Origin of the sequence: Azospirillum melinis, from assembly GCF_013340935.1 — a bacterium.
Taxonomy (GTDB): Bacteria; Pseudomonadota; Alphaproteobacteria; order Azospirillales; family Azospirillaceae; genus Azospirillum; species Azospirillum melinis.
The window spans coordinates 1-15147 of sequence record NZ_WHOS01000026.1; the positions used below are offsets into that span (position 1 = coordinate 1).

The window sequence follows — 15147 nt, forward strand, 5'->3', positions numbered from 1 at the left end:
GGCGGCGCGGAGTTGGAAAGCGCAGGTCTCGCCGGCGCGGATCAGGGAACGGCGCAGCATCACGGTCCGTGGAAGAGAAGGGGGCGGCGACGGGCGGGGGCCGCCGGGAGGCTCGGTCGGGCGGCGGATGCTAGTCTTCCGGCCGCCGGCCCGTCCAGGGGTGCTTCGGTGCAGTCGGGCGCTTTTTCGCACTCTGCCGCCGGTTCGGGTGGAGGATCTGCCGCCTTATGCAGCGGTGGTCAGGATCTCGCGCAGCATCGGGGCGGAGACGGGCTTGTGAATCAGCCGGTGGCCGCTGCGCTGGACCTCGGCGATGCGGGCGGGGTCGGTGTCGCCGGTCAGCACCACGGCGGGAACGCGCACGCCGCAGACGCCGTAGATGTCGCGGATCGCCTCCACCCCCGTCCGTCCTTCGCGCAGGCGATAATCGGCGACGATCATCGCCGGCTGCCGGCCGAGGTTCAGCAGCGAGGCGATGGCCTCGTCGGCGGAGACCGCGGCGACCACCTCGTATCCCCATTCCTCCAGCATCGCCCGCATGCTCAGCAGGATGATGGTGTCGTCGTCGACGACCACGATCAGCCCCTTGGCGTCCGGCAATTCGGCGGGAACCCGCACAGGCTTCGGGATCGGGCGTGGAACCGCTGTCGGCACATCGAGGAAGAAGCCGCTGCCGCGTCCGGGAGCGGATTGCACCGTTACCCCATGCTCCAGCAGCCCGGCCAGGCGCCGCACGATGGCGAGCCCCAGCCCAAGTCCCTTGCGGCGGTCGCGCTCCGGATTGGCGAGCTGGGTGAATTCTTGGAAGATGTCCTGGGTCTTGTCGGCGGGGATGCCGATACCTTGGTCCAGCACCGCCAGCCGCAACGCGCCGCCACGGTGCCGGCAGCCGACCAGGATGTCGCCGCGTTCGGTGTAGCGGATGGCGTTCTCGATCAGGTTGCGCAGGATGCGCTCCAGCAGGGCGGGATCGCTGCGGGTCCAGGCGGATGTCGGGACATGGCGCAGAGTCAGGCCCGACTCGGCGGCGCGGACGCGGTATTCCTCCGCCAGCCGCTCCAGCAGGGGACCGAGCGCGAAGTCGGTGACGCTGGGCTTCACCACCCCGGCATCAAGGCGGGACACATCCAGCAGGCTGTCCAGCATCACCCGCAGCCCGTTCAGCGAATCGGTCATGCTGGCCAGCAGGGGAGCGGCCGGATGATCCTCCAGCTTGTCCGACAGGGCGTGGGCGAAGAAGAACAGCGATTGCAGCGGCTGGCGCAGGTCGTGGCTGGCGGCGGCCAGGAACTTGGTCTTGGCGCGGTCGGCGCGCTGGGCATCGTCGCGGGCCTGCAAGGCCTCGACCCTCGCAGCCTCCGCCTCGTCGCGGGCGCGCAGGATCGCTTCCTCCGACGCCCTGCGGGCGGTGATGTCGCGCATGATGCCGGTGTACATGCGGCGCTTGCCGACATGCCATTCGCCGACCGAGAGGTCAAGCGGGAAGCTGGTTCCGTCTTTGCGCAGCCCGTCCACCTCGCGGCCAATCCCGACGATCCGCCGCTCTCCCGTCCGGCGGTAGCGGTCGAGATACCCGTCATGGGCGCTGCGGTACGGTTCCGGCATCAGCATGCTGATGTTGCGCCCGATCACCTCCTCGGCCAGGTAGCCGAAGGTCTTCTCCGCCGCGTGATTGAAGGACTCGACGATGCCCTGGTCGTCGATCAGGACGATGGGGTCCACCGCGGTGTCGACGATGGCACGGTAGCGCGCTTCCTGCTCCGCCGACCGTTCCGCCTGCTGCCGGCGGTCGAGCAGCGACGACAGCATCGCCAGCGACAGCAGAAGCAGCGTTCCCATCCCGGTCATGATCGCCAGCAGGGACGAGGACAGCGCGATGCCCTGGCCGGAGTGGGACGCCGCATGGGGAAGGGCGGTCCGGTTGGCATCCGCGCTTCCGACGGACGCGGCGCTCAGTTCCGTTATCGGTTCCATACCGGCTGCGGCCATGCCGGTGTAGTGCATCGTGACCACGCCCAGTCCCAGCAGCACGGCGCCGGCGGCGCGTTGCAGCGGGCGGCTGTTGCGGAAGGCCAGCCATAAGGCCGCGGTGGAGGCGACGATGGCGACGATCACCGAAACAGTGACCAGAACCACGTCATAGGACAGGTCCATGTCCATGCGCATGCCCGCCATTCCCACATAATGCATGCTGACGATGCCGAGCCCGGTCAGGGTCCCTGCGATCGGCAATTTAAAATAGTTGGTATGGCGGCTTCGCGCTACCGCAAACAGGCCGGCTCCCGAAACGCCGACGGCCAGCACGAAGGACAGCGCGGTCAGCCCGGCGTCATAACCGATGGGCATGTCGCTGCGGTAGGCGAGCATGCCGATAAAATGCATCGACCAGATTCCGGCACCGAGCGCCAGCGCCGCACCGGCCAATCGCCGTTTGTCGCCCGGCCCATTTCCGGTCGCGTTCCGCAGGTCCGACGCGAGGGATTGGCCCGCCGTGCCGCCGCGGGAGTGATGGGCGAGATCCAGCGCCACATAACCGCCGAACACGGCGATCACATAGGATAATGCGACGAGGAGGGGGTCGTAATGGCCTGGCACGGTCGATTCGGCTGTTGTGTGGGGTCGTTCGGGGAGGGAGCAGACTCGATTGTGCGTTTAGAGAAACAATTTGGGTGAAGGTGCCAGCCCCTTCCCACGAACGAAAGGCTCGCCTTCGTGGTAGAAGGGACCTAAGACCTCCGGCAGAATATTTCCAATGAACAGCACTCCCCCACCCGGGGCGCAGAACCGTCCCGCCTCCCCCGAACCGCCGTCGCCGCGCAGTCTGCTGTCCCGCCTGCTGCGTCCGGTCGCGACACTGTTCGCGGTCGCGTATTTCCTGCTGGACGCGCTGGCCTATTGGGTGGTGCGGCCGGTCGCCCGCCGGATCGCGCGGCTGCCGCTGTTCGCGCGATTCGGGCAATGGGCGGCGAGGCTTGGACCTTATCCGTCGCTGGTCCTCGTGCTGGTGCCTTTGGCCCTGCTGGAGCCGGCGAAGCCGGTCGGCGCCTGGCTGTTCGCAACAGGCCGCCCCATGGCCGGCGCCGCCGTGATCATCGGGGCGGAACTGGTCAAAATCACCCTGGTGGAGCGGCTGTTCCACATCGCCAAGCCGAAGCTGCTGACCATCGGCTGGTTCGCCTGGGGTTATGTGCGGGTGACGGCCTGGATCGCCTGGCTGAAGGAAACCGCTCCCGTCCGCGCCGCGCGCAGGCTGCTGATTGCGGTCCGTCAGTTCGCGCGCCGGGTCGGCCGGCGCCTGTCCTTGATGGTACGGCGGGCGGGGCGGGGGTGACCGGTCACCCCAGCACGGTCAGCACCAGCGCCCCGGCGATCAGCAGCACGCAGGCGCGGCGGTAGAGCGCCAGTGCCCGGCCGATGTCGTCTGGCGTGGCGGCGGTGCGTCCCGCGCCGAGCCAGACATCCTCGATTCGGGTGTCGCCATAGACCCGCGGCCCGCCCAGCCGCAGGTCGAGTGCACCGGCCATCGCCGCCTCCGGCCAACCGGCGTTGGGGGAGCGGTGGCGGTGGGCGTCCTGCCTCACCGACGCCCAGGCCTGCCGCGCGTCCGCCCCTCCCGTCATCCAGGCGGCACCCACCAGCAGAAGGGCGGTCAGGCGCGATCCCGGCAGGTTGACCAGATCGTCCAGTCGTGCCGCCGCCCAGCCGAAGGCTTCGTGCCGCGGGGTGCGGTGGCCGATCATGCTGTCCGCCGTATTGATCGCCTTGTAGAGCGCCAGACCCGGCAACCCGCCCACCAGCAGCCAGAAGGCCGGCGCCACCACCCCGTCGGAAAAATTCTCGGCAAGGCTCTCGATGGCGGCACGGGCGACGGCGGGTTCGTCCAGCGTGGCCGGGTTGCGGCCGACGATCATCGATACCGCCTTGCGCGCGCCCTCCAGCCCGGCGGTGCGGAAGCCCTTGGCGACCGCCGCCACATGATCGTGCAGGCTGCGCTGAGCCAGCAGGGTGGACGCCAGCGCCGCCTCGACCAGCCAGCCGAAGGGCAGGAGCCGGCAGGCCCAGGCCACCGCCACAGCGACTCCGCCCACCGTCAGCAGAAGCACCAGCACGGCCAGGACGCCGAACGCCTTGCGGCGGTCGAAGCTGTCCGTCTCATGGTTGAGTGCACCGTCCAACTGGGCGATAAGCGCTCCGATCCATACGACCGGGTGACGGATGCGGGCGTAGAGTGGATCGGGATAGCCGACAGCCGCCTCGATGATCAGCGCGGTGGCGAGCAGGAAGGGATGCAGCGGCACGGCAGGGACGTTCCAGGATTGGGGCGGCCCGCTGGCCGCGCGATGGGAAAATGAGGAGCGCGATCATGGCCGAAGACAGCCCGGCGACCAAGCTGCACATGGCGGATGTGCTTGGGGCGGATGTGCTTGGGGCGGGTCCGCTTGGGGCGGGCCCTCAGGGGCAGGGTGACGCGACCGGCGGCGCCCTTCTGCACGGCGGCGACCTGGACGGTGCCCGCGCCGCCTTTCCCGGTGCGCCGCTACCGTGGGTCGATCTGTCCACCGGCATCAACCCTTGGCCCTATCCGCTGCCGCCGGTGCCGCAGGATGCCTGGACCCGGCTGCCCGGCCGGAGCGAAGAGGCGGCGCTGCGCGCGGCGGCGGCCGATTGCTATGGCGCGCCATCGGCGGAGCTGGTTGCCGCGGCATCGGGTTCGCAAGCGCTGATCCAGCTGTTGCCGCGACTGCGTGCGCCGGGCAGCGTGGCCGTGCTGGGGCCGACCTATGCCGAGCATGCCCGTTGCTGGGCGCTGGCCGGCCATGACGTGCGGATGGCGGCGGACGTGGCGGAGGCCGACATTCTGGTCGTCGTCAACCCCAACAACCCCGATGGCCGGCGCTGGCCCGTCGCCCGGCTGCTGGAGCTTGCCGCGGCACAGGCCGCGCGCGGTGGCTGGCTGGTGGTGGACGAGGCCTTCGCCGATATGCGGCCGGAAGACAGCACCGCTGCGCATGCCGGCCGGCCGGGGCTGGTCATCCTGCGCTCCTTCGGCAAGTTCTTCGGGCTGGCGGGGCTGCGCCTGGGCATAGCGCTCACCCCGGCCGATCTGGCGGCGGCATTGCGCGAGGCCATCGGACCCTGGGCCGTGTCCGGTCCGGGGCTGAGCATCGCCACGGCGGCCCTCGGCGACCGCGGCTGGATCGCTGCCACGCGCAACCGCCTGACCAGTGCCGCGGCAAAGTTGGACCGGCTGCTGGCGGGGGCCGGATTGCGGGTGGTTGGCGGGACGGACCTGTTCCGTCTTGTCGAGGACGATCGGGCACCGGCGCTCTATCGTGCTTTGGGCGAGTCCGGGATCCTGGTGCGCCGGTTCGAGCACCGGCCGGATTGGCTGCGATTCGGACTGCCGGGAGACGATGCGGCATGGCGTCGTCTTGATGACGCGCTTGTCCGGAAACAAGTTTGGGCGATGCAACCTTGTAAAATGTCCGCATCTTGAACAATCGCCGAAAATTTTATACGCTCAACCGTTCTTAGAAGTCCGGCCCTTCCAGTTCGACCTTGTCGGAAACCACCGGCGCTGCGAGGAATCAAAAGTCAATGAGACACTCTCGGCCATGCCGGTTCCGGGTTGCATGGCAATGATCTCAGGCCGTGATGCGCATGACGGACGCGATGCCGCGTTGTCGATCCTCGATCGCCTTCCGGTCGGGGTTTGCGTCGTCGCGGCTTCGGGGATCATTCATCATGCGAATCCGGCGCTCCATACGCTGCTGGCCTGCGAACCGGGTGGTTTGCCGGGACGCAGCCTGTGCGAGTTCGGGCTGGACACCTGCGATGGCGGCGGTCCGGTCGCCGATCCGGCGCGGGCGCACCGGGCGCTGCGGAACGACGGTACCGTCTGCCGGGTGACGGTGGCTGAGGCACCCTGGACCTCGCTTCCGTCCGGCGCGAAGGCCGAAGGAGGGGCGGAAAGCCTGCGGCTGGTGACGGTGACGGTGACGGACGTCGATGCGGTGTATCGGCAGACAGTGCTTGCGGACGACGATGAATCGCAGGCCGGGAGTCCGGCTGCCGGCACGCTGCTGGAATATGGCGGCAATGTCGGGTACGAGGCACCGGTTCTTGTGGCGAAGGGTGCGACCCGCTTCCCGGCCAAGGATGCTTTCCGTGACGAGTCGGGCATTGCCGGTGTCACCCGGGATTTGGATGACCTGCATCCGAACGAGGGGCGGCTTGAAGCCATCCTCGAACAGAGCCCTATCGGCGTTTCGGTGTCCCGCCGCGACGACGGCTGTATCATTTTCGTCAACACCCGCTTCGCCGAGCTGATCGGCCTGCCGCGCGAGAAGCTGATCGGCAGCCGCGCCCGTGATTACTACCTCGACAGCCACCAGCGCCTGCGCGTGCTGGAGCGGCTGCGCGGCGGCGGCGGCGTCACCAACATGGAGGTTCAGTTCAGGCGGGCCGACGGGTCGCCCTTCTGGACCCTGTTCACGGTGAATCAGGCGGTGATCCAGGGCACGGCGGTCAATCTGGCCTGGATCTACGACTACACCGAACGCCGCAGCATGGAAGAGGCGCTGCGCGACATGGCGTCGCGCGATCCGTTGACCGGCATTTTCAACCGGCGTTCCTTCATGGACATGGCCCGCGCCCAGCTGGCCCGCGCCCATCGCTTCCACGAGCCGCTGTCGGTCTTCGTCCTCGACGTTGACCATTTTAAGCGCATCAACGACAGCTTCGGCCATGCCACCGGCGACGATGCGTTGCGCATGGTGGCGGCCGGCTGCCAGGCCATCCTGCGGGAATACGACATCCTCGGCCGGTTGGGTGGGGAGGAGTTCGTGGTGGTCCTGCCCGGTGCGACCGCCGATGAAAGCCGCGTGGTGGCCGAACGGGTGCGCCGCCATCTGGCCCGCATGCCCATCGAGGCCCCGGACGGCACCTTCCGTCTGACGGTCAGCATCGGTATCGCCGGGCTGGAGGGGGCGACCGACACGCTGGAACGGGCGATCCATCGTGCCGACCTCGCGCTTTATCGCGCCAAGCATCTCGGCCGCAACCTTGTAGCGGTGTTTGAGCCTGGAATGTAGCCTCAAGGCTGGTTCCTGTTCTTCGCTATGCTATCCTGGGTCGTGGGGGCGCTCCGATACCCGTGCCGTCCGGTTGACGGCTGGCAACGTGGGACGTGGCGATGGACTACACGGTGCATGACAGCGGCAACCTGCGCGAACTGGAGATGCGCGGACAGATCACCTTCGAAGCCGACTCCGATTTCCGGGCTATCCTCGCAGGATGGGAGAAGGCAGGCATCGCGGATTGCGTCCTCAACCTGTCTGCCGTCGATTACATGGATTCCGCGGGGCTGGGGCTTCTGGTGATGGCGAACAACGCTGCCAGGCAGTCGGGCATCACCTTCCGCCTGAAGCATCCGCGCGGTCAGGTCCGCGACCTGATCGAGATTTCCGAGTTCCACACCATCATTCCCTGCGAGTTCTGAGCGGTGAGCGGCGGTCCGCCGGTCGTCATCGGCCATCCTCGCCCATCCGCCACCGGGCCACTGAGCGATGTCCTGGGCCGGCTGGGGGTTCGCCGCGTCACGGTGGTGGACGGCGACGGGCTGGTGCAGGCCGTTGCCGATGCCTCGGCCGAGCCCCCTCAGCTTCTCCTTCTGCATGACGGGCTGCCCGGCTTTGGCCCGCATCTCCTGGTGGGATTGCGGGAGATGGCGCGGCTGCGCGACGTGCCCATCCTCGTCCTTGGCCGATTCGCCAGTGGCTCCCGCCGGGCAGAACTGATGCGGGCAGGGGCGACCGACCTGCTGGCGCGTCCGCTGACCCTGGCGGAACTGTCTGCCCGCCTGTCGGTGTATCTTGAGAAGCGCCGCCTCGACCGCTCCCTTCAGGAGGTTATCCGCAGCCTGCACAGCTACCATCACGGCGCCATGCAGCGGATGGCGCTGGCGCGGCAGATGCAGTTGGGACTGCTGCCGGACGCCGCTGCCTGCCGGTCGTTGGAGGGGCGCTATGGCATCGCGATGGACAGCCACTTCGAATCGAGTTCGGAGTTGGGCGGCGATCTGTGGGGGGCGCGTCCGCTCGATGACCGGCGCTTTGCCCTGTTCCTGTGCGACTTCACCGGCCACGGGGTGGCGGCCGCGCTGAACACCTTCCGGCTGCACACGCTGCTGGCCCGCACCGACCTGCCGGCCGACGATCCGGCCGAGACGTTGCGCACGCTGAACGGTCTGCTGGTCGGGCTTTTGCCGGAGGCGCAGTTCGCCGCGATGATCTATGCCGTGGTCGATGTCGGTGCCGACAGGCTGGTCTATGCCACCGCCGGCGCGCCGAAGCCGCTGATCCGCCAGAGGGACGGCGGGCTGGGGGTGGGGCCGATTTGCGGTTTGCCCTTGGGCTTGGCGGGCGAGGCGCGATACCGCAACCACTGCCTGGATTTCCCGCCCGGCTCGACTCTGCTGCTGTTCAGCGACGCGCTGTACGAGGCGCGTGGCTGGGACGGCGAAATGTTCGGCTATGACGGCGTGACCGATCTGGTGCAGGGGCTCGGCGACGATGGGCTGGAGCGGCCGCTGGGCCGTATGCTCGACCGCTATTTCGCGACCGTGCCCCGGCTGCTCGCCGACGATCTGACGGTGCTGTGGATCAGTCGGAGCGTCCGTCCGCGGTCCGGTCCAGATTGACGATGCCGACCACGCGGTTGCCGTTGCCGACAAAGGTGAGCTGGTCGAAACCGACCATGCGGGCCAGCGCGATGCCGCGGCCGTGGGTGGCATCCGACTGCGAGGCATCGACCGACAGGTAGCGGTTGAAATCGAAGCCGGACCCCATGTCGGTGACGGTGAAAATGACGCGGCTGTCGGTGCGCTCCACATGCAAGGTGGCGTATTTTTCACGATGTTCGGCCGAGGCCAGCCGCGCCTCGATCTCGCGCGCCAGCATGCCGCTGGCCTTCAGCCGCCCCTTCGCCTCGAATCCGATGCCGAGGTTGCCGTGTTCCACCGCGTTCACCAGTATCTCCGACAGGCCGAAGGTCAGGCTGTGAGCGGTGGCGGCGACCGACGACAGGGTGATGGCAAGATTCTGCGCCTCCTGCGGGGTGCGGAAGCGGAAGCGGCCGTCGCGCAGCAGGCCGATGGCGTCGGAGCGTGACCGCAGGTCGCCTTGCAGGCTCTTCAGCCTTCCGGTGGTCTCCTCCGCAGCACGGACGACGGAGCGCAGCAGGGCGCCGTCATAAGGCTTGATCAGGTAATAGAAAACGCCGGCACGGATCGCCGCGGCGATTTCGGAACTGCTGTCGGAGATGGTCTGGACGATGACGGGGATGTCGGCCAGATGCGGCGCGCGCTTCATCCGCTCGTATAGTTCCAGCCCGTCGCCGTCTGACAGCCGGCGGTCGAGCAGCACGACATGGATTGTCGATCCGCTGGCCGACAGGATCTCCCAGGCCTGCGCCTTCGTCTCCGCCTCCAGCGTTCGATAGCCGATGCGGGACAGATAGCCAGCGACGATGGCGCGGGTCATTTCCTCGTCATCGACGACCAGAGCGGTGACGGCATCGGCCATGGTCGGCGTGTACTCCAGCGGTTCGGGGCGCGATTGGGGAAATTCCATGGCATTTTACTGAAAACGCCGCAATCGCACAATCACCGGCGGCACTGCGTCGCAGCATTGCCAGTTGTGGACATCAATCGGCAGTCGTGACAAGCGCCACAGCTGCTTTCCGTGCCGCCGACAGTTCATCGGCGACGCGTTCGCCCGCAGTGGCGGTCAGGGCGTCGAGGTCGCCACGGCGGGCAGCGTCGACCAGATGATGGGCGGTCTCCGCCATCCGGTCGAAGCCGACATTTGCGGCCGAGCCCTTCAGGATGTGGGCTTCCCGCTCGATTCCGGTGCGGTCGCCGCGTGCAATGGCCGCGCGCAGCAGATCGAGATGCTGCGGGCTGTCGCCGAAGAAGGTTTCGAGAAGCAGGGCGAAGCCGTCCCTGCCCAGCGCATCGCGCAGTTCCTCGATCTTCTCGGTGTTGACGGTGGCGGGTCCGGAGTCCGCCTTCGGTGGCGAGGCGGCTTGGCCGGCGTCGTCGCTCTTGTCGTCCGCGGCCGGAGGGAGGAAGCGGGCGATGGTGTCCAGCAGCTTGCGGGCGTTGATCGGCTTGGACAGATAGTCGTCCATGCCGGCCTCCAGACAGATGGCGGCATCGCCCTGCATGGCATTGGCGGTCAGCGCCACGACGGGAATCCGGGCCACCGCTCCAGACAGCCGGCGGATCCGCCGCGTCGCCGCCAGCCCATCCATCACCGGCATCTGGACATCCATCAGGACGAGGTCGTAGGGCCGGGCGGTCACCGCCTCCACCGCCTCCTCGCCGTTGAACACCGCTTCCGCGCTGACGCCGGCCCGGCGCAGCAGGGCCAGCGTCAGCTGCTGGTTGACCGGATTGTCTTCCGCCACCAGAACGCGGACACGCGGCGTCGGCTGGCCGTTGGGGGCCGGATCGATTTTTGCGGCAGTCGGTCGCACCGCTGCGGGGCTGTCGATCCGATGCGGAATGACATTCCCAGTGACCGGACCGCTCCCCGGCGCAGCATCGGGCCAGGACGCAGCCGGGGCACCCGCCAGCGACAGCGCAGGCCGTTCCAGCAGGCGGGCGAGGCATTGGCACAGGGTGCTAAAACGGATCGGCTTGGGCAGGTGGGTGTCCACCGGCGCCGGCTCCTGCTCCTGCCCTTCCAACCTTTGCGAGGAGGCGAGCGCCAGCCGGATGCCGGCCAGTTCCGGGATCGCGCGGATACGCCGTGCCACCTCCGGTCCGGTCAGGCCGGGCATGCGGTGATCGAGGATCGCGGCATCGAAGGGCGCGCCGAGACGGGCGGCGGCGACCAGCCGGTCGAGCGCCTGCTCTCCGGTCTCCGCCGTCTCGACGACGATGCCGAATCCGTCGATCTGCCGGGTCAGCAGATCGCGGTTGACGGCGATGTCATCGACCAGCAGAAGGCGGCGCCCCGCCCAGTTGCCGATGGGGGCCGGCGGATGGGCGCTGCCGACACCGCGCTTCAGCGGGACGGACACCCAGAAGACGCTTCCCGTCCCCGGCTCACTGTCCACGCCGATCCGGCCGCCCATCAACTCGGCCAGCCGCTTGCAGATCGCCAGCCCCAGACCGGTGCCGCCATGGCGGCGTGCGGGAGACGAATCGACCTGGGTGAACATGGCGAACAGGCGCGGCCGCTCCTCCTCCGGGATGCCGATGCCGGTGTCGCGCACCTCGAACCGGACGCGGACGCCGTCTTCGGCCTTGCCGGCATCGGGACCGTCCGCCTCCTGCCGCTCGTCGGGCTCCTCGCTCAACAGGATGGTGACGCTGCCGGTATCGGTGAACTTCACGGCGTTGCCTGCAAGGTTCAACAGGATCTGCCTCAGCCGCCCGGCATCGCCCAGCAGGGGGCCGCGCAGCCCCGGCGGCACGAAGCTGGCGAGGTCCAGTCCCTTGGCAGCGGCGCGCGGCGCCAGAATTTCCGCGACGCTCTCGACCATCGGCACCAGTTCGAACTCTCCAACCTCCAAATCCAGCCGGCCGGCGTCGATTTTCGAGAAGTCGAGGATGTCGTTGATGATGACCAGCAGCGATTCGGCGGAATCGCGGATCGTCTCGGCATAGGTGCGCTGTTCGGCTTCCATCGGCGTGTCGAGCAGCAGCCCGGCCATGCCGATCACCCCGTTCATCGGGGTGCGGATCTCGTGACTCATCGTCGCGAGGAATTCCATCTTGATGCGCTGGCCGTCCTCCGCCCGCTCCTTGGCGTCGCGCAACGTATGCTCCAGCCGCTTCTCCTCGGTCAGGTCGCGCAGGATGGCGGCATAAAGCGGGCCGGCGGCGGTCTTCACCAAGGCCATGGAATAGGCCAGTGGGAAGCTGTCCGTCCGGTCACCGGCATCGTCGGTCGCCACACGCAGCGCCATGGTCTCGCCGCGGGTGGCAAGGTCCATGGCGCGGCCGCCGCGGGCGATCTCTTCCAGCGCGCGGGAAACGTCGGCCCGTTTGTCGGTCGGCAGGAAATCCTCCACCGGCCGGCCGACAAGCTCGCCCGGTGCGCAGCGGAAGATGGCATGGGCGGCCGGGTTGGCCGCTTCGATCACGCCGTCCGGCCGCGCGGTGACGATGCCCTCCGCCGCGGTATCGACGATGGCGGACAGGCGGGCATTGGTCTCTTCCAGCTCCTTGCCCTGTTCGCGCTGTGCCGCAAGGGAGCGGGCCAGCAGCAGCCCGAACAGGCTGAGCAGCAGGATCATGCCGGCGGACAGCAGCGATGCCATCCGCAGATTGTCGCGCCAGGGGGCCAGAACCGTGTCTGTGCGCACGCTGACCGTCAGGACCAGCGGCCAGACCGGGGTCGTCCGGTAGGCGACGATTCGCGTTCCCGGGCCGGCGCCGACATCCGTCCCGGAATGGCGGAACACGCCATATTCCACCTGCGGCAGATAATGGCGGAAGAGCGGGGTGGCGGCGAAGGATTTGGCGATCTCGTCCCCGGTCTGCGGCTGGACGGTCAGCAGCGTGCCGTCATAGCGGTACAGCGCGATCCGGTCGCCCATTCCCCCGCCGGTGCCGCCCTGTACCGCCCGGTACAGGCCCTGGAAGTAATCCGGATTGACGGTGGCGACGACGACCGCCTGCAGCGTGCCGTCGGCCTCGCGCAGGGCACGGCTCATCGGCAGCAGCCAGCGGCCCGACCGTTCGCCTGCCGGGGTGCGGTCGATCAGGCTGCGTCCCGGGCGCGGATCGCCGATCACCAGCCCGTTGCCCTGGGCGGCCGCTTGCAGGCGGAACACGTCCAGTTCCGTCAGGTAGGTGGCGGCGGGGTAAGGACCTTCGGTGGTGGCGACGATCCGGCCGGTGCGGTCGAGCAGGGTCAGCCCGCGCAGGTGGGGCGACCGGCGCAGCCGGTCCGTCAGCATGGCCGTCACGTCGGGACCGGGTGCGCCGTCCTCCCCCGTCCAGTTGGCGTCCGACAGCGCATCGACGATGGAGGACAGGGTCACATCGACCGATTGCACCGTGCGGGTGGTCGAGACCTCCAGCGCCGCTGCGAGGCTGGCGAGGCTGGCCTCGGCCGAGTCGAGGGCCGCCTGGCGCGCGGTGATCAGCTGCTGGCCCTGGTTGATCAGCAGGGCGAAAACCGCAAGAAGGGCGAAGGCGATGATGCCGCCCCGCTTCTCGAAGAGACCCTTCAGATCCGCTTTGACTGGGGACGGGGACAGGGCGTTCGTTCCGGACGGTCAGATGTGGTGGAGCGACCAAGCCGCAGGGTGCATGGGTCCGAAGCCGTCCGTCATCTGCGGTCCGCGGTCGGATCGCAGTCGGATCAATGCGCTGGGCCCAAGCTCTTGGTCGAAGTTTGCGCCTGGGACAATAGCAGCTACACACACCCGACGCCAAGCATCCGCTGCCTTTGCGAACCGGTCGATGATAAGATACCGCTGCGGTTTTGCGATCTTGCTTCCAGGTCGCAAAGAACAGAGATGGTTGGTTAACGAAAGGTGTGACATGGCGACGCGCGGCTTTTGGGCGGTCAGCTTCTCAATTCTGTCGGTTCTGTCGGTCGGAATCGTGGCGCCGACCATGGCGGCGGACGGGAGACTTCAGAAAATTGCAGAACAGAAGCAACTTCGTGTCTGCTCGTGGCCCGATTACTATGCGATCTCGTTCCGGAATCCACGCACCGGCGCGCTGGAGGGGCTGGATGCGGAGTTGGCGCAGGAATTCGTCAAGGATCTGGGCGTTCGCCTGACGGTGGTGGAAAGCAGCTTTCCCCGTTTCATCGAGGATTTGCTGGCCGACCGCTGCGACATAGGCATGTTCGCCATCGGCGCCACCCCGGCAAGGGCGCAGCATGTCACCTTCAGCCAGCCCTATCTGCGCAGCGGCATCTATGCGGTGACCACCCAGACCAACAGCGGCATCCAGCGGTGGGAGGATCTCGACCGCACCGGCAATGTCGTGGTGGTGCAGAAGGACACCTACATGGACGGCTACGCCCGCTCCGCTATGAAGGCCGCGCGCATCGTCGCCGTGACCCGCCCGCAGGAGCGGGAGGAGGAGGTGCAGTCCGGCCGTGCCGACGCCTTCCTGACCGATTATCCCTATGGACAGCGCATGCTGGCCTTCCACCCCTGGGCGCGGCTGATCGTGCCGGACGTGCCGGTCCAGCCGACCCCCTACGCCTATGCGGTAGCGCCGGGCGATGCAGCCTGGTTGGACCGGGTCAACGCATTCGTTGCGGCGATCAAGGCGGATGGACGGCTGGAGAGCATCGCCGCCCGCTACAAACTGACCCCGATCGTGGCGCGGGACTGAGCCGCGTTGCATGAATGCGGCAGCGGGATAAATCCGGTCTAGGATGAGTGGAGAGGGCCATCCATCAACCCATCCATCAGCAGGGCCCATCCATCAGCAGGGATTACGTCGATGATTCTGATCGGACAGTATGATTCGCCCTTCGTGCGCCGCGTCGCCGTTGCTCTGCGCCTCTACGGCATGGCTTACGAGCATCGGCCCTGGTCGGTCTTTTCCGACGCGGCGGAGGTCGCACGATTCAACCCGCTGAAACGGGTGCCGACGCTGGTTCTGGCGGATGGCGAGGTGCTGATCGAAAGCGGCGCCATCCTCGATCATCTGGACGAGATCGCCGGACCGGACCGCGCGCTGATCGCCCGCCAGGGGACGGAGCGCCGACGGTCGCTGAAGCTCTCAGCGCTGGCGACGGGATTGGCCGACAAGGCGGTCAGTCTTGTCTACGAACGCGTCCTGCACAAGGAACGGTCCGATCTGTGGATGGAGCGCTGCACCGGCCAGATCGGTGCCGTTCTCGACGTGCTGGAGGCCGACCGCGCCGCCGCTGCCGGTCCCTGGTGGTTCGGCGACCGCATCGGCCATGCCGACATCGCCGCCGGCTGCGCCCTGCGCTTCGTCGGCGAAGCCCACCCGGCCGTGTTCGACCGCTCCCGCTGGCCGACGCTCGCCGCCCATTCCGACGCCTGCGAGGCGATGGCTGAGTTCAAGGCGGTGGTGCAGCCCTTTTCGGTGAACGCCTGAGGCGTTGCCCCCTTCTGCATGCATCGGCGCGGGAA

At 67.9% G+C, this 15147-nt stretch carries 11 protein-coding genes; 7 read left to right on the forward strand and 4 right to left on the reverse strand.

Going from position 1 to position 15147, the window contains the following annotated elements; translation table 11 throughout:
- Window positions 1-225: 225 nt before the first annotated feature.
- Window positions 226-2553: a hybrid sensor histidine kinase/response regulator gene (locus GBZ48_RS19295; RefSeq protein ID WP_343049603.1), complete on the reverse strand. Its 2328-nt coding sequence runs from the start codon at window positions 2551-2553 to the stop codon at window positions 226-228.
- Between the two features lie 199 nt (window positions 2554-2752).
- On the opposite strand from GBZ48_RS19295, the gene GBZ48_RS19300 reads away from it, so the two are divergent.
- Window positions 2753-3331 carry a hypothetical protein gene (locus tag GBZ48_RS19300; RefSeq protein WP_174472489.1) on the forward strand — a complete coding sequence of 193 codons (579 nt, stop codon included), beginning with the start codon at window positions 2753-2755 and terminating at the stop codon, window positions 3329-3331.
- Window positions 3332-3335: 4 nt separating this feature from the next.
- Here the strand turns inward: GBZ48_RS19300 and cbiB are convergent, their stop codons facing one another.
- Entirely contained in the window at window positions 3336-4298 is a 963-nt protein-coding gene (gene cbiB, locus GBZ48_RS19305) for an adenosylcobinamide-phosphate synthase CbiB (protein ID WP_174472490.1), read from the reverse strand.
- A 65-nt stretch (window positions 4299-4363) separates the two neighbouring features.
- Between cbiB and cobD the strand changes: the two genes are divergently transcribed.
- The 4 genes from cobD to GBZ48_RS36950 all read left to right on the forward strand — a co-directional run bounded on the left by cobD (window position 4364) and on the right by GBZ48_RS36950 (window position 8701).
- Window positions 4364-5497, forward strand: a complete 1134-nt coding sequence (cobD, locus tag GBZ48_RS19310; protein WP_246307310.1) for a threonine-phosphate decarboxylase CobD — start codon at window positions 4364-4366, stop codon at window positions 5495-5497.
- A 295-nt stretch (window positions 5498-5792) separates the two neighbouring features.
- Window positions 5793-7094: a GGDEF domain-containing protein gene (locus tag GBZ48_RS19315; RefSeq protein ID WP_246307311.1), complete on the forward strand. Its 1302-nt coding sequence runs from the start codon at window positions 5793-5795 to the stop codon at window positions 7092-7094.
- A 101-nt stretch (window positions 7095-7195) separates the two neighbouring features.
- Window positions 7196-7501 carry an STAS domain-containing protein gene (locus GBZ48_RS19320; protein WP_174472491.1) on the forward strand — a complete coding sequence of 102 codons (306 nt, stop codon included), beginning with the start codon at window positions 7196-7198 and terminating at the stop codon, window positions 7499-7501.
- Window positions 7502-7504: 3 nt separating this feature from the next.
- Entirely contained in the window at window positions 7505-8701 is a 1197-nt protein-coding gene (locus GBZ48_RS36950) for a SpoIIE family protein phosphatase (RefSeq protein WP_174472492.1), read from the forward strand.
- Here the strand turns inward: GBZ48_RS36950 and GBZ48_RS19330 are convergent.
- A complete protein-coding gene (locus GBZ48_RS19330; RefSeq protein ID WP_246307312.1) occupies window positions 8664-9632 on the reverse strand; it encodes a response regulator in 969 nt (322 codons plus the stop codon). The genes GBZ48_RS36950 and GBZ48_RS19330 overlap by 38 nt on opposite strands.
- A gap of 73 nt (window positions 9633-9705) precedes the next feature.
- Complete coding sequence (locus tag GBZ48_RS19335; RefSeq protein WP_425486004.1) at window positions 9706-13074, reverse strand: response regulator; 3369 nt, start codon at window positions 13072-13074, stop codon at window positions 9706-9708.
- 490 nt (window positions 13075-13564) lie between these two features.
- Between GBZ48_RS19335 and GBZ48_RS19340 the strand changes: the two genes are divergently transcribed.
- Window positions 13565-14374 carry a substrate-binding periplasmic protein gene (locus tag GBZ48_RS19340; RefSeq protein ID WP_246307313.1) on the forward strand — a complete coding sequence of 270 codons (810 nt, stop codon included), beginning with the start codon at window positions 13565-13567 and terminating at the stop codon, window positions 14372-14374.
- Window positions 14375-14485: 111 nt separating this feature from the next.
- Window positions 14486-15112, forward strand: coding sequence for a glutathione S-transferase family protein (locus tag GBZ48_RS19345; protein WP_174472493.1), 627 nt, complete (start codon window positions 14486-14488; stop codon window positions 15110-15112).
- Window positions 15113-15147: the final 35 nt, after the last annotated feature.

Bases quoted from the DNA above. Each gene is read 5' to 3' on its own strand.
- GBZ48_RS19300 (WP_174472489.1), top strand. From the start codon at position 2,753: ATGAACAGCACTCCCCCACCCGGGGCGCAGAACCGTCCCGCCTCCCCC.
- cobD (WP_246307310.1), top strand. From the start codon at position 4,364: ATGGCCGAAGACAGCCCGGCGACCAAGCTGCACATGGCGGATGTGCTT.
- GBZ48_RS19320 (WP_174472491.1), top strand. From the start codon at position 7,196: ATGGACTACACGGTGCATGACAGCGGCAACCTGCGCGAACTGGAGATG.
- GBZ48_RS19330 (WP_246307312.1), bottom strand. From the start codon at position 9,632: ATGGAATTTCCCCAATCGCGCCCCGAACCGCTGGAGTACACGCCGACC.
- GBZ48_RS19340 (WP_246307313.1), top strand. From the start codon at position 13,565: ATGGCGACGCGCGGCTTTTGGGCGGTCAGCTTCTCAATTCTGTCGGTT.
- GBZ48_RS19345 (WP_174472493.1), top strand. From the start codon at position 14,486: ATGATTCTGATCGGACAGTATGATTCGCCCTTCGTGCGCCGCGTCGCC.